The following is a 14,596-nucleotide window of genomic DNA, read 5'->3' on the forward strand; positions in this document are numbered from 1 at the left end:
GCCCCGGCGGCGCGTCAGCCGGTGGTCGAGTTGCTGGTGATCCAGTCATAGGCCGTCTCGGCGCTGAACGCTGCCTGGCCACCGCGGATGACCAAGCCCGCGGTGGGGAACGTGCCACTGGGTACGGCAGCCGTGGGAACGGCGATGCATCGGATCCCCGCCCGGTTCGCCGCCTCGGCGCCGGGTGCGGCATCCTCGATCACCACGCAGTCGGCCGGATCGACACCCAGCCGTCTCGCGGCCTCCAGGAAGATGTCGGGGGCAGGCTTACCGTGGACAACTTCCTCGGCGGAAACGGTGAGAGGTATCAGCTCGGACAGCCCGGTTCCGCCGCGCACTGCGTCGATGGCAGCGGGGGAAGACCCCGAGGCGACGGCCATCGGATGCCCGGCCGCGTGCAGCAGGCCGACCAACCTCCGCATCTGGGGGAAGACTGCCGTCGAATGGCTGGCGAGCTCCAGGTAATAGCCGTTCTGGACGGACAAGAGTTCGTCCACAGTCGCCTCGACGCTGTACTGCTCACGCAGAATCTGAAGGGTCTCCCTGGTTCCGATGCCAATGAACTCGCAGTGGCGTGCCCAGCTGTACCCCTCGACGCCGTGGTCGGCGAACAGGCGGCGCGCCGACTCGTAGTAATTGGGCTCGCTGTCCACGAGAGTGCCGTCGAGGTCGAATATCACGGCCGGAATGATGGCTCTGCGCATGCGCCCAGCATGCCACCCGGGCGTCTCAGAGCGCCCTTGGGCCCGTTCCCGGACCAAGCCACGGTACGTCGGTCTCGTACAGGAGTGCTGCCTTGCCTGGCTGCCGCGATATCGGGTCGACCAGTGGGTGGCGTTCTTCGGTTTCGTCTCCGGCGTCAGGCGCCGGAGTTCGGCGATCTGTTGGTCGCTGAGAGCGTGAGCGAACCGCTGATGACGTGTCGTAGCTTTCTTCAAATGCGTCGAAACCGGGGCATGAGTGCGCCGGCCCGGGCATTACCGAGATCGCGCCGGGGTCCTGCAAGGTGGTCGCGGATCATCCGTTGCTGCGCGGCTGAACACTCGGGACCCCCGTTACGTACCTCTCAGTACCGCCGATTATTTTGAACCGCGGTTCAACGGGCGGTTGGTTGCCGTGTAAGGCATCGGCTCTGGAGGCACATTGTTGCGGCGCATCAACGGGACAGCACTCATCATCGCGGCTCTGGTCGCCACGGTAGGAGCGCTCGCGTTCCCCGTGTGGTCCTACGCGGACCGTTCCGGCACCGGTCAGGACAACCTCAATGCCTCCACTGTGGGGACCCAGTGGGGGCCCCTGACGGCCACGGACCGCGACTTCCTCGTCAAGGTCCGGCTGGCCGGACTCTGGGAGCTGCCCGCGGGCCAGCAGGCGATCGAACGCGCCCCCTCCAAGGCGATCAAAGACGCGGGTGACCACCTCGTCGTCGGCCACACCGACCTCGACAAGCGGGCGCGCGACGTTGCGGCGAAGCTCGGCGTCGAGCTGCCGAACCAGCCGAGCGAGCAGCAGCAGGCATGGCTGCGGGAGATGTCCGCGGCGAGCGGCCAGGACTACGAGCGCAAGTTCGCCAATCTGCTGCGCAACGCGCACGGCAAGGTCTTCGCGCTGATCGCCCAGGTCCGGCACACGACCCGGAACACGCTGATACGCCAGCTGGCGACGGACGCGAACCAGACGGTGCTCGACCACATCACGATGCTGGAGGCGACCGGCTTCGTCGACTTCGACGGCATCGCGAACGAGGCAGCCGGCGGGGCGACCGCCAGCCCGACCGGCCCGCCGCCGCCGGACGGCAACCTGCCGCCGCAGCCCGCTCCGGCTTCGCCGACCGGGGACCAGTCGTACACGTCGCGGCCGTCGACAGGGCCGGGGGCACCGACGGCGATCAACACGAACCGTCCGTAGCCGGCCCGGGGTTCCCCGCATCCGGCAGCCGAGGGCGGAACCTCAAATCAACCTCTGAACGTCCCCTCCTCTGGATTCACCGCCGTCCGGCGGGGCCATAGGCCCTGCACGCACCGTCAAACGGCGCAGAGGAGGGGACCCATGGAACTCGGTACAGGTATCGGCTGGCGCCCGGAGATCGCGGACGCGGTGGAGGAACTGCCAGGCGTCGACTGGGTCGAGGTCGTCGCGGAGAACATCTGCCCGGGCCATCTGCCCGCCGCCCTGACCCGGCTGCGCTCGCGCGGAACCCGGATCATCCCGCACGGCGTCTCCCTGGGCCTCGGCGGCGCGGACCGCCCGTCGCAGCAGCGGCTCGCGGACTTGGCGGAGCGCGCGACGGCGCTGGGGGCGCCGCTGGTCACCGAACACATCGCGTTCGTACGGGCCGGAGGCGTGCTCACCGCGTCCCCGCAGCTGGAGGCGGGCCACCTGCTGCCGGTGCCACGCACCTGGGACGCGCTGAAGGTGCTCTGCGAGAACGTCCGGATCGCGCAGGACTCGCTCCCGGTGCCGCTGGCGCTGGAGAACATCGCGGCCCTGATCTCCTGGCCCGACGAGGAACTCACGGAGGGCCAGTTCCTGGCGGAACTGGTGGAGCGGACCGGCGTCGGCCTGCTGATAGACGTGGCCAACCTCCACACGAACCACATCAACCGCGGCGAGCACCCGGTGAAGGCGCTGGACGAACTCCCGGTGGAGGCGATCGCGTACGTCCACGTCGCGGGCGGCATCGAACGCGACGGCGTCTGGCACGACACCCACGCCCACCCGGTCACCCAGCCGGTCCTGGACATCCTGTCGGCGCTGCGGGACCGGGTGACGCCGCCGGGAGTGCTGCTGGAGAGGGACGACGACTTTCCCCCCGCGGAGGAACTGGCGGCGGAACTCACATCGATCCGCACGACGGTGGGGGCGGCACCCGCGGGCCGGACGCCGGACGCGCGCGGCGAAGTCCGCGCCGCGGCGCGGGGCGGCACCACCGCACCTGCGGCCGGGACGCCCGAGGCGCCGGGCGGAGCTCGCGCGCACGGAGGGCCGGAGACCCGCCCCCAGGAGCGGGAAGAGACCGGGGCGGAGGAGAACCCCGGTGCGCGCGAGCGTCTCGCGCTCGGTCAGGCTGCCCTCCTGTCCGCCCTCGTCGCAGGCACCCCCACACCCGAAGGCTTCGACTCCCGGCGCCTGCGTGTCCAGAGCCGTGCTCTCGCCGCCAAGCGCGCCGATGTCGTCGCCAAGGTCGCTCCCGAGCTGCCCGAAATCCTCGGCCGCGGCTACCGCGACGCGTTCCTCGCGTACGCCAAGTCCCGGCCCATGCAGGCCGGTTACCGGCGGGACGCCCTCGACTTCGCCGAGGCGCTGCTCATCGCGGGGCGCCCCGAGGACGAGTCCGCCCGCCGTCTGCTGACCGGCTGGTGGGAGGAGCGCGCCGCCCCGCATCCGCCGCGGCGGGCCACCCGGTTCGTACGCGCCGCCCGTGCCGCCCTCTCCCGGAGGTGAACCCCGATGGTCCTGCTCGCCGTTCTCGTCTATCTCGCCGTCGGCGCGTCCTCCGCCGCGCTGATCGTCCGGTCGTCCTCCGCCCGGCCGGGCCACGCCACCGCCGGACCCGTCCAGGACGTCTATGAAGCCGCCTTCCTCAGCGGCGGCCCGGCCAGGGTCGTCGACGCGGCGATCGCCGCGCTGCACGCGGACGGTCGGGTGGAGATCGGCGGCCCGGGCATCGTCTCCGTACGCCACCCGCTCGCCCACGACCCCGTCGAGCGCGCGGTGTTCGAGCAGCTGGCCGCCGCGCCGACCGGGGCGCTGCACACACTGCGCCTCGCGGTGATGCGACACCCCGCCGTGCAGGAGATCGGTGACGGTCTTGCCGCCCGCGGTCTGATGACCACGCCGGGGCAGAACCGCGGACTGAGGGTGTGGGGCATCTCCCAGGGCGTTCTGAGCCTGCTCGCCCTGCCGGTCGCCTTCGTCCTCACCATCATCAGCTTCGTGAGGGACGAGAACCCCGGCGTGCCGTTCGTCGTCATGGCTTTCCCGGCCCTGATCGCCGGCTGCGTGATCGGGTTGGTCGTGGCGGGACGTGCCCGGCGCAGGATCACCACTGCCGGACAGCATGCCCTGCGGTCGTACGGAATCCAGTACGCGCAGGCGTTCTCGGCGGCCCATCTCGTCGCGCTGCACGGTTTGCGCGCGGTGCCGGACCCCGCGCTCCAGGCGCAGCTGGTCGCCGCGGCCCGGAACCCGGCGGCCCGGACCGGCAGCCATTCGCCGTCGTCCACGGACTTCGTGGCCGTGTGGTGTGCCGGGTCGAGCCCGGGGTCGGGCTGTGGGAGCTCCGGCTGCGGGGCAGGCAGCGGGGGATCCTCGGGCGACTCCGGCTCAGCCTGCAGCAGCGGTTCGAGCTGCGGCGGATCGTCCGGTTCCAGCTGTGGATCGTCCGGTGGCTCCAGCTGCGGCAGTTCGTCCGGTTCCAGCTGTGGATCGTCCAGCGGTTCCAGCTGCGGCAGCAGCACCTGACCCCCGCTCGCCGGTGCCCCACCTCGCACTTCCGCCAAGCACCCACAGGATCACCACGCAGCCGACTAGCGTGCGGACCGCACGCAGGAGGCACTATGCGTTTCCTCACCGGCACCGGCCTGATCGTCGTCGCCCTGACGGCGACCGTCGCCGCGATGCTCTTCCCCCTCTGGTCGTACGACGACCGTTCAGGAACCGCCGAGGCCAACCTCCGGGCCGGTTCCGTCGCCACCCCCTGGGGCCCGCTGTCCGCCGCCGACCGTGACTTCGTCGTCCGGGTCAGACTCGCCGGCCTGTGGGAGCTGCCCGCGGGCCGGCAGGCCGTGGGCCGCGCCCCCAGCATCGCGGTCAGGACGGCGGGCGAGCATCTCGTTCAGGGCCACACGTATCTCGACGCTCGCGTCCGCGAGGTCGCGGCCCGGCTGAACCTGGAACTGCCGAACCAGCCGACCGCCCAGCAGCAGGGCTGGCTCAAGGAGTTCACGCGGGCGCGCGGCCGGGAGTACGAGACGAAGTTCGCCAATATCCTGCGCCGGGCACACGGCAAGGTCTTCTCGCTCGTCGCGGACATCCGCAACAGCACCCGCAACACCCTGGTGCGCGCACTCGCCGACGACGCCAACACCACCGTCCTCGACCACATCAAGATCCTGGAAGCGACCGGCCTCGTCGACTTCGACGCGATCGCGAGCCAGGCGGCGGGCACCGGGACCGCGAGCCCGACCGGGCCGCCGCCGCCCGTCCCGGGGGCCGCACCGCCACCGGCCCAGGCCCTCACACCCACCCCGACCCCCTCCTTCTCGCTGCCGCCTGCGGCCTCCCGCCCGCGCTCCGACATCACGAACGGATAACGCCGGGATCCGCATAGTGAACAACCCATGGCGCCGACGCGGACATCTCGCGTAGAAAGCAGCCATGCTCTGGGTCCTGTTCGTGCTGGTGGCCTGGGCCACGTCAGCCGTCAGCTGCGCGCGGCTCTGCATCGCCGCGGTGGAAGCCGCCCGCCCGCCGTCCCCCGAAGGCGGGGCAGAGAAGCGGCAGTTGAGCCTGTACGAGGCGGCGTTCCTGTCGGGCGGCCCGCACCGGGTCGCCGAGCTCACCCTGGTCTCGATGCACCGCCGCCGCATGCTGATGCTCGCGCACACCGGCTGGGCCACGGTCGTCGACCCGGAGGGAGAGGACGACCTGGAGCGTTCGGTCATCGGCGCGATAGGGCCCGCGGGCCAGGCACGCATAGCCCCGGTCCGGGCGGCCGCTTCTGCGGCCGACGCCGTACGGGCCCTCGCCGACCGGCTCGTCAGCGCCGGGCTCGCCGTCCCGGACGGAGCCAGGTCGGGCCTCGCGGCGGCCGTGCGCGGGGTGTGGGGCGCGAGCGTGCTCACGGTCGCGATGGCGGCCGCGGCCGTGCTGACGCTCCCTGAGGGGCAGGGCGCGACCACGCAGGTGCTCGGCTGGTTCGCACTGCCCCTGCTGCTCAGCCTGGGCTGTCTGGCCATCGCGCGCATCGAGGTGCATCCGTACACCCGCTGGGCATCGCCCAGCGGCCAGCGCCTGCTCGGCGCGCTGTCCACCGAGGACACGCTCGCCGCTCTCGCCGTGGGCGGCGTCCGCGCGCTCGACGATCCAAAGCTGCGGGCTGCGTTCAGCGGTGGCCGAACGGCGCATCGGAGTCATTGAACCCGACACCGCACATCGGTCCTTTACAGTCGAATCGCTCTGGGGTTCCTTTTCCGCACGGCCGACGTCCGCGCGAAGGGAACGCGATGAGAGCACTGGCGATGTACGGGGCAGCGACAGGCCTCAGTTCCTTGGTCATCACCGCACTGACAGTCGCCCCCGCCGGCGGCACGAGCACCAAGGACGCGGAGTCGTACGGCACGGCCGTCGCGGCCGGGCGCGCCGAGGCCGCGGGCATCTCCTTCGGCCCCTGCCCCAAGGCCGAGATGCTCCCCGCCCCCGTCCAGTGCGGCACGGTGAAGGTGCCGCTCGACTACGCCGAGCCGTCGGGCCGTCAGATCTCCCTGACGGTGAGCCGTGTGAAGGCGAGCGGACCGGCGGACGGACACCAGGGAGCGTTCGTCTACAACCCCGGTGGGCCCGGTGCCTCCAGCATGTCCTTCCCGCTGGTCGCCCAGCTGCCCGAGTGGAAGCGGATCGCCGAGGCGTACGACATCGTGGGCTACTCTCCGCGCGGGGTGGGCCGCTCGGCCCCGCTGTCCTGCCAGGACCCGGCCGACTTCGGCAAGGCGCCGACCCTGGCCCCGGTGCATCCCTCGCCGTCGTACAAGATGGAGCGGATCGCCCGGGCGCAGGCGTACGCGCAGGGCTGTGCCCGTACGGCGGGTGAGGCGCTGCGCCACTACACCTCGCTCAACAACGCCCGCGACCTCGATGTGCTGCGGGCGGCGCTCGGGCAGCGGCGGCTGACCTTCATGGGCGCTTCGTACGGCACCTACTTCGGCGCGCTGTACGCGACCCTCTTCCCCTCGCACGTGCGCCGGATGGTCTTCGACTCGGCGGTCAATCCGCATCCCGGGCAGATCTGGTACCGCAGCAACCTCGAACAGTCGCTCGCCTTCGAGAGCCGCTGGGCGGACTTCCGCGCCTGGGTTGCCAAGCACGACCGCACCTTCCATCTCGGCGCCACGCCCGACGGGGTGGCGACAAGCTACGAGAAGGCAAGCGCCCGCCTCGCCCTGGAGGCGGCGGGCGGCGTCGTGGGCCCCGGTCAGCTGCACGCGGCGTTCCTGGGAGCCACGTACACCGACGAGTACTGGATCCCGCGCGCCACGGCGCTCTCCGAGTATCTGAAGGGCAATGAGAAACCGCTGATCAGCCAGGCCGCTCCTCGGCCGGAGGAGGCGCGGGACGCGGAGAACGCCAACGCCGTCTACACCGCAGTCGAGTGCAACGACGCGCCCTGGCCGACCGAGTGGAAGGTCTGGGACCGCGACAACACCGTCCTCGCGCAGGTTGCGCCGTTCGAGACCTGGGACAACGCCTTCATGAATCTGCCGTGCGCGTTCTGGCCGGCGCCCAGGCAGCAGCCGCTGGATGTGCGCACGAAGACGGGCGCGCTGCCGCCGACGCTGATCCTGGCAGCCGAGCGGGACGCGGCGACACCGTACGAGGGGGCGGTCGAGCTGGCGCGGCGGCTGAAGGGTGCCGTGCTGATCACGGAGCGGGACGCCGGTAACCACGGCCTCGGTGGCGGGAGCAATACGTGCGTCAACGCCTACCTGGAGGACTATCTGCTCAGGGGTGAGACGCCGGTGCGGCGCGCTTCGTGCGCGCCGCACCCGGAGCCGGACCCGGTGTCGCTGGAGCAGCGCGCGGACACACCGAAGGTGCCGCACGCCCTCTGATCTTCCGGGTCACCCGCGGCCGGGGTCACCCGCGGTCGGTGGTTGTCAGGCGAGGCCCGACACCAGCTCCGCGAGCGACTTCCGCCGCCCCGTGTAGAACGGCACCTCTTCGCGGACGTGCATCCGCGCCTCGGAGGCCCGCAGATGACGCATCAGGTCGACGATCCGGTGCAGTTCGTCCGCCTCGAAGGCCAGGATCCACTCGTAGTCGCCGAGCGAGAACGACGCGACCGTGTTCGCGCGCACGTCCGGGTAGCCGCGGGCCATCTTGCCGTGGTCGGCGAGCATCCGGCGGCGGTCCTCGTCGGGCAGCAGGTACCAGTCGTAGGAGCGCACGAAGGGGTAGACCGAGACGTAGTTGCGGGGCGTCTCGTCGGCCAGGAAGGCCGGAATGTGCGACTTGTTGAACTCGGCGGGCCGGTGCAGTGCCATGTTCGACCAGACCGGGTCCAGAGCGCGGCCGAGCCTCGTACGGCGGAAGAGGTTGTACGCCTCCTGCAGCTCGTCCGCGGTCTCGGAGTGCCACCAGATCATGACGTCGGCATCGGCGCGCAGCCCGGACAGGTCGTACGTGCCGCGGACGGTGACGTCCTTGGCGGCGAGCTGGTCGAACAGCTCCTGGACCTCGTCGGCGTAGCCGGACCGGTCCTCGGGAAGTACATCGCGCAGCTTGAAGACGGACCACAGCGTGTACCGGATGACCTCATTGAGGTCCTTGGCCTTCTTGCCTGCGTTCTGGATCTTTTCGGGCGCACTCATGGGGCTATTCTCCCGCGTCGTGGTCCGTGCCTCGCGCCAGGGTGGGCGTGGCGATGATCTCGTCGGCCGCGCGCCGGGCACTGGCGATGCAGGCGGGGATGCCGACACCGTCGTAGGCCGCGCCGCAGACCCTGAGGCCGGGCAGTTTGGCGATCTCCTCGCGGATGCGGGCGACACGCGTCAGATGCCCCACGGGGTACTGGGGGAGGCCGCCGATCCACCGGGTCACCTCGGTGGCCACGGGCCGGGCGGCCAGTCCGACCGCCTCGCGAAGATCGCGGAGGGACACCCCGACGAGCTCGGCGTCCTCGCGGTGCAGATGCTCCTCCTCTCCGTAGCGCCCGATCGAGGTGCGCAGGACGAAGAGGTCGGGGGACGCCTGGTCCACCCAGCCCCACTTACGGGTCGAGAAGGTGGACGCCTTGATCGTGTGGCCGTCGACGGGCGGCACAAGGAAGCCGCTCGCGTCCGGCATGCCGGCCAGGTCGGTGCGCCGGAAGGCCATGGTGACCAGGGCCATCGAGGCGTACTCGACCTGGCCGAGTTCGGCCGCCGCTGCTGGGCATTCGGAGGCGAGCAGCGCGGAGGCGGACCAGGCGGGCGTCGCGAGCACGACCGCGTCGGCCGCGATCACGCGCTGATCCGTGCGGATCTCCCAGCCGCCGGCGCTGCGGGTCATGCCGAGGACGGGCGTGTCGGTGAGGATCTCGCCGCCCTGAGCTCGCACGGCGTCGGCCACGGCGCCCGGCAGCCTGCCGATGCCGCCTTCTATGCCCATGAAAACGGGCCCCGCGGCCTGCTGCCCGGCGGCCTTCGCCTGGATGTCCCGTACGCCGTCGAGCAGCGAGTCATGGGTCTTCGCGGCCTCGAAGAGCTGGGGGACGGCGGCGCGCATGGAGATGCGGTAGGCGTCGCCCGCGTAGACCCCGCCGAGCAGGGGCTCGACCAGCCGGTCGACGACCTCCGGGCCGAGCCGCTCGGCCACAAACGCGCCGACCGCGACGTCGTCCCCGAGTTCGGCGGGCGGAAGGTCGCGCTCCCGCGCGATACGGGCGACGCCCTCGGGCGAGAGCAACCCGGCGAGGGCCGCAGGGTCGCCCGGCACGCCCATCACATGGCCCTTGGGCATCGGCCGCAGCGCGTCGCGCGTCCACACCGAGGCGGTGGCCGTCGCGGGCGGCTGGAGCCGGTCGCCGAGTCCGACGGCACGGGCCAGTTCGACGGCTTCGGGACGCCGGGCGAGCATCGACTCGGCGCCGAGATCGACGGGGGCGCCCGCGATCTCGCCCGCCAGGAGCTTGCCGCCGAGATCGCGGGTGGCTTCGAGGAGCGTGACGCGGACACCGGAGTCGAGCAGCCGGTGGGCGGCCGCGAGGCCGGCGATGCCGCCTCCGATGACAACGACATGACCCGTAGCTGTGTCCACGCGGTGGATAGAGCGCTGCATACGCCAACTCTCTCAAACGCCGTAGCGAGTCCTGACCGTGACCGCATCGGGATCGAAAGAGGGCAACCCGCACAGGTGCCCCGTACGTCGAACCGGCATCACTCACCATCTGTCCCCGGGGGGCCGGCATGCGTGCACGTCGTACGGTCGCAGCACTGTTTCTGACCGCTTCACTCGCCCTCGCGGGGTGCAGCGGTGGAGCGGACGACCAGTCCATGGCGGACGACAAGGCGGCCCCGAAGCCCGCGGCGGAGGGGGCGGCGGGCTCGGGGTACGCCGCCGGCAAGGACTCCGGCGCCGGGCGGGCGGGCCAGCCGCTGCCCCTGCCGCGCCCTGTGACCCACATCATCCGCACGACCGTGCTCGAGGTGGAGGTCAAGGACGCCCCCAAGGCACTCGCAGCCGCCCGCAGCGCGGCCGAGAACGCCGGCGGCCATGTCGCCAACGAGTCCACCGAGCGGATCGACGACACCCATGTGACCTCGCGCGTCGTCCTGCGTGTTCCGCAGGAGAAGTACGACGAGGTACTCGCCGAACTGGCCGGTGCCGGAAAGCTCCTGTCCCGCAAGGCCGATGCAAAGGATGTCACCGACCAAGTCGTGGACGTGGAGAGCCGGATAGCGACCCAGCGGGCGAGCGTGAACCGCGTACGGGCGCTGATGGACCGGGCGGCCAAGCTCAGCGACGTGGTCACACTGGAGGGTCAACTGAGCAGCCGTCAGGCGGAGTTGGAGTCACTGCTCGCCCAGCAGGCCGCGCTCAAAGACCGTACGGCGCTGGCGACCATCACCCTCTCGCTCTCCGAGCCCGAGAAGGAGGAGCACAGGCAGGACGACGACCCCGGCTTCCTGGACGCGCTCGGCGGTGGCTGGGACGCCCTGGTGGCGACGGGCCGGTGGATCGCGGTGGCGTTCGGCGCGGTGGCCCCGTTCGCGGCGGTCCTCGCGGCGCTGTACGCGTTGTGGCGCTGGGTGCTGCGCCCGCGGCTGCCCAGGCGTCCGGCCGCCGAGGCAACGGCGACTGCGCCCGCGCACACGCCCTGTCCCGGCCCCGGCTCCGGCCCCGACCAGGACTGAACCGCCGTACCGCCGTAGCGTGTTCCCATGGCAATGGAGCGGCTGGTGGTCATCGGGGGCGATGCGGCAGGCATGTCCGCCGCATCGCAGGCACGCAGGCTCAGGGGCCCGGACGAGCTGGAGATCGTCGCGTTCGAGCGCGGCCACTTCAGCTCGTACTCGGCGTGCGGCATTCCGTACTGGGTCGGCGGTGATGTGGCCGCGCGCGACAGCCTGATCGCCCGTACGCCGGCCGAGCACCGCGAGCGCGCGATCGACCTGCGGATGCGTACGGAAGTGACGGAGATCGACGTCCCGGGCAGGCGGGTGCGCTCCCGTGACCTGGGGACCGGCACCGAGACGTGGACCGGCTACGACAAGCTGGTCATCGCGACCGGAGCGCGCCCCGTCCGCCCCGCGCTGCCCGGCATCGACGCGCCCGGAGTGCACGGCGTGCAGACCCTCGACGACGGCCAGGACCTGCTGACCACCCTGGACAGCGTCGAGGACCGCCGCGCGGTTGTCGTGGGCGCCGGTTACATCGGCGTCGAGATGGCGGAAGCGCTGCTGAAGCACGGCTTCGAGGTGACGGTCCTCCACCGCGGCGAGCAGCCGATGTCGACACTCGACCCGGACATGGGCCGCCTGGTCCACCGGTCGATGGACCGCATGGGGATCACGACCGTGGCCGGAGCCGAGGTCACCAAGATCCTCACCGGCGACAGCGGCCGGGTCCGCGCCGTGGCCACCGAGGACGGGGAGTACCCGGCGGACGTCGTGGTCCTCGGCATCGGCGTCGAGCCCGAGACCACCCTGGCCCGGGCTGCGGGCCTGCCGCTCGGGGAGTACGGCGGGCTGCTCACCGACCTGGCGATGCGGGTCCGCGGCCACGACAACATCTGGGCGGGCGGCGACTGCGTGGAGGTCCTCGATCTGGTCTCGGGCCGCGAACGCCATATCGCGCTGGGCACGCACGCCAACAAGCACGGCCAGATCATCGGCTCGAACGTGGGCGGCGGCTACGCCGTCTTCCCGGGCGTCGTGGGCACGGCCGTCAGCAAGGTCTGCGACCTGGAGATCGCCCGCACCGGACTGCGCGAGAAGGACGCGCGCGCCGTGGGCCTTCAGTACGTCACGGCCACGATCGAGTCGACGAACAGCGCCGGTTACTACCCCGGCGCCGCGCCGATGACGGTGAAGATGCTCGCGGAACGCCGTACGGGCAGGCTGCTCGGCGTCCAGATCGTCGGCACCGAGGGCGCGGCGAAGCGCGTCGACATCGCGGCGGTTGCGCTCACGGCGGGCATGACGGTGGAACAGATGACGGTGCTGGACCTCGGCTACGCCCCGCCCTTCTCCCCGGTCTGGGACCCGGTCCTGGTGGCGGCCCGCAAGGCGGTGACGGCGGTCCGCCGGGAGGTGCTTTAGAGGGGGTGCGCTAGAGCCGAGGCCTGATCACGGTTATGTGCTCCGGCGCCGGCCGCGGTCCATACGGGGCAGGGCCAGCGTCGGGGAGTCCTGTGTCACGTGGAGCCGTTCCCCCCGGATCTAGCGCGCGGTGCGCGTGTGGACGTACTCCACCAGACGCGTCAGCGCGTCCGGGTCCGTCGACGGCAGGACGCCGTGGCCCAGGTTGAAGACATGGCCCTCCAGGCCCGCCGCCGCGTCCAGCACCTCGCGGGTTTTGGTCTCGACGGCCTCCTGGGTGGAGAACAGGACGGCCGGGTCGAGGTTGCCCTGCAGGGCCTTGCCCGGACCGACGCGGCGAGCCGCCTCCTCCAGGGGGACGCGCCAGTCGACGCCGACGACGTCCGCGCCCGCCTCGCCCATCAGGCCGAGGAGTTCGCCGGTGCCGACGCCGAAGTGGATACGCGGCACTCCGTAAGGGGCGACCGCGTCGAAGACCTTGGCCGATGCGGGCATCACCGAGCGCCGGTAGTCCGCGGGGGCGAGTGCGCCCACCCATGAGTCGAAGAGCTGCACGGCGCTCGCGCCCGCCTCGATCTGCACCTTGAGGAAGGCGGCGGTGATCTCGGCGAGGCGGTCGAGCAGATCGGCCCACAGCTGCGGGTCGCCGTACATCAGCGCCTTGGTGTGCTCGTGGTTGCGCGAAGGGCCGCCCTCGACGAGATAGCTCGCGAGGGTGAACGGCGCTCCGGCGAAACCGATGAGCGGGGTGGATCCGAGCTCGCCGGTGAGCATCCCGATGGCCTCGGTGACGTACGAGACGTCCTCGGGCGTCAGGTCACGCAGGCGGTCCAGGTCGCCGCGGGAGCGGATCGGCTCGGCGACGACCGGGCCGACGCCCGGCTTGATGTCGAGGTCCACGCCGATGGCCTTGAGGGGCACGACGATGTCGCTGAAGTAGATCGCGGCGTCGACCTTGTGACGGCGCACCGGCTGCAGGGTGATCTCGGTGACGAGCTCGGGCATCATGCACGATTCGAGCATCGGGATGCCCTCGCGGACCTTCAGATATTCGGGCAGTGAGCGCCCCGCCTGACGCATGAACCAGACCGGCGTGTGCGGCACCGGCTCTCGCCTGCATGCCTTCAGGAACGCGGAGTCGTACGTCGTGGTCGGCTGGCCCGAGGGGCGGTCGTTGGCACTCACGCCCAGAATCTTCGCACGTGGTGCGGAAGTGGCCGCCCCGGGCAGGGTGTCCCTCCCTGCGCGAAGCTCCCGTTCCGCCTACTCTTCCCCGCATGGCTGCGGCTCAGGGACATTTTTCCGATCATTCCAACGGCACTGACGACACGGACAGTGCGGCGGGGAATGCCGTCCCGCATGCGTTCCGGCAGGCGGTCGAGGGGCTGCGCGCGGCGCGGCTGCGGCCGGAGATCGAGCTGGACCCGACGCGCCCGCCCCAGCGGCTCGCCCCGCACGCGTACGCACTTGAGGCGGCGGTCGTCGAGGGTGAGGAGGATCTCGCCGACGGGCGCCTCGTGCTGCTGCACGATCCGGCCGGTCATGAGGCCTGGCAGGGCACGTTCCGGCTGGTGACGCTGGTGCGCGCCGAGTTGGAGCCGGAGATGGCGGCCGACCCGCTGCTTCCCGAGGTGTGCTGGTCGTGGCTCACGGGTGCGCTGGATGCCCGCGGTCTCTCGTACGGGGAGCCGAGCGGCACCGTCACCCGCGCGGGTTCTCACTATTTCGGTGGACTCTCCGAGCGGCGTCCGGCGACGCAGATCGAGATCCGGGCGTCGTGGACTCCACGGGAGGGCACGGGCGGGGTGCCGGACTCGGCGGCACACCTCGCGGCCTGGTGCGATCTGCTCTGCCAGATCGCCGGGCTGCCGCCCTCACAGGCGGGTCAGGCGGACACGGCGACGGGCATCGTCTCGCTTCCGCAGCGGCGGGGCCCGCAGCAGCGCTGACAACGGCCTTGGGCCGCGCCCCGGACACTGGGCCGCGGACGTGAGGAGCAACCCCGGATCCGGGCACCCCCGAGGCGGAGCGGAACCCGAAGCCGAACTCGCATGCGGACCCGCCTCTTGGCGCACCGC

13 protein-coding genes are annotated in these 14,596 nt (G+C 71.4%); 9 read left to right on the forward strand and 4 right to left on the reverse strand.

The window, feature by feature from the left end; genetic code table 11:
* Nucleotides 1–14: 14 nt before the first annotated feature.
* Complete coding sequence (locus tag FBY35_RS08210; RefSeq protein ID WP_142213141.1) at nt 15–704, reverse strand: HAD family phosphatase; 690 nt, start codon at nt 702–704, stop codon at nt 15–17.
* A 442-nt stretch (nt 705–1,146) separates the two neighbouring features.
* On the opposite strand from FBY35_RS08210, the gene FBY35_RS08215 reads away from it, so the two are divergent.
* From FBY35_RS08215 to FBY35_RS08240, 6 genes are all read left to right on the forward strand, one after another.
* Nucleotides 1,147–1,908, forward strand: a complete 762-nt coding sequence (locus FBY35_RS08215) for a DUF4142 domain-containing protein (protein ID WP_186356882.1) — start codon at nt 1,147–1,149, stop codon at nt 1,906–1,908.
* A 141-nt stretch (nt 1,909–2,049) separates the two neighbouring features.
* Entirely contained in the window at nt 2,050–3,444 is a 1,395-nt protein-coding gene (locus FBY35_RS08220; protein WP_142213143.1) for a DUF692 domain-containing protein, read from the forward strand.
* A 6-nt stretch (nt 3,445–3,450) separates the two neighbouring features.
* On the forward strand, nt 3,451–4,464 hold the full coding sequence (locus tag FBY35_RS08225) for a TIGR04222 domain-containing membrane protein (RefSeq protein ID WP_142213144.1): 1,014 nt from the start codon (nt 3,451–3,453) through the stop codon (nt 4,462–4,464).
* Nucleotides 4,465–4,559: 95 nt separating this feature from the next.
* On the forward strand, nt 4,560–5,315 hold the full coding sequence (locus tag FBY35_RS08230) for a DUF4142 domain-containing protein (protein WP_142213145.1): 756 nt from the start codon (nt 4,560–4,562) through the stop codon (nt 5,313–5,315).
* A 64-nt stretch (nt 5,316–5,379) separates the two neighbouring features.
* Nucleotides 5,380–6,141: a TIGR04222 domain-containing membrane protein gene (locus FBY35_RS08235; protein WP_142213146.1), complete on the forward strand. Its 762-nt coding sequence runs from the start codon at nt 5,380–5,382 to the stop codon at nt 6,139–6,141.
* Between the two features lie 86 nt (nt 6,142–6,227).
* Nucleotides 6,228–7,829, forward strand: a complete 1,602-nt coding sequence (locus FBY35_RS08240) for an alpha/beta hydrolase (RefSeq protein WP_142213147.1) — start codon at nt 6,228–6,230, stop codon at nt 7,827–7,829.
* Nucleotides 7,830–7,874: 45 nt separating this feature from the next.
* On the opposite strand, the gene hemQ is transcribed toward FBY35_RS08240, so the two are convergent.
* Nucleotides 7,875–8,588, reverse strand: a complete 714-nt coding sequence (hemQ, locus tag FBY35_RS08245; protein WP_142213148.1) for a hydrogen peroxide-dependent heme synthase — start codon at nt 8,586–8,588, stop codon at nt 7,875–7,877.
* 4 nt (nt 8,589–8,592) lie between these two features.
* On the reverse strand, nt 8,593–10,035 hold the full coding sequence (hemG, locus tag FBY35_RS08250) for a protoporphyrinogen oxidase (RefSeq protein WP_142213149.1): 1,443 nt from the start codon (nt 10,033–10,035) through the stop codon (nt 8,593–8,595).
* 128 nt (nt 10,036–10,163) lie between these two features.
* Between hemG and FBY35_RS08255 the strand changes: the two genes are divergently transcribed.
* Both FBY35_RS08255 and FBY35_RS08260 read left to right on the forward strand, forming a co-directional pair.
* Complete coding sequence (locus tag FBY35_RS08255; RefSeq protein WP_142213150.1) at nt 10,164–11,111, forward strand: DUF4349 domain-containing protein; 948 nt, start codon at nt 10,164–10,166, stop codon at nt 11,109–11,111.
* A gap of 33 nt (nt 11,112–11,144) precedes the next feature.
* Nucleotides 11,145–12,518 (forward strand): FAD-dependent oxidoreductase, encoded by a 1,374-nt coding sequence (locus tag FBY35_RS08260; protein ID WP_142214971.1) that lies wholly within the window; start codon nt 11,145–11,147, stop codon nt 12,516–12,518.
* Nucleotides 12,519–12,638: 120 nt separating this feature from the next.
* Here FBY35_RS08260 and hemE read toward each other — a convergent pair whose 3' ends face one another.
* The gene (gene hemE / locus FBY35_RS08265) at nt 12,639–13,703 is read right to left on the reverse strand and encodes a uroporphyrinogen decarboxylase (protein WP_142213151.1); all 1,065 of its coding nucleotides are present in this window, start codon (nt 13,701–13,703) and stop codon (nt 12,639–12,641) included.
* A 92-nt stretch (nt 13,704–13,795) separates the two neighbouring features.
* Here hemE and FBY35_RS08270 point away from each other — a divergent pair, with 92 nt between their 5' ends.
* Entirely contained in the window at nt 13,796–14,467 is a 672-nt protein-coding gene (locus FBY35_RS08270; protein ID WP_142213152.1) for a DUF3000 domain-containing protein, read from the forward strand.
* Nucleotides 14,468–14,596: the final 129 nt, after the last annotated feature.

This window comes from Streptomyces sp. SLBN-118 (assembly GCF_006715635.1).
GTDB lineage: Bacteria > Actinomycetota > Actinomycetes > Streptomycetales > Streptomycetaceae > Streptomyces.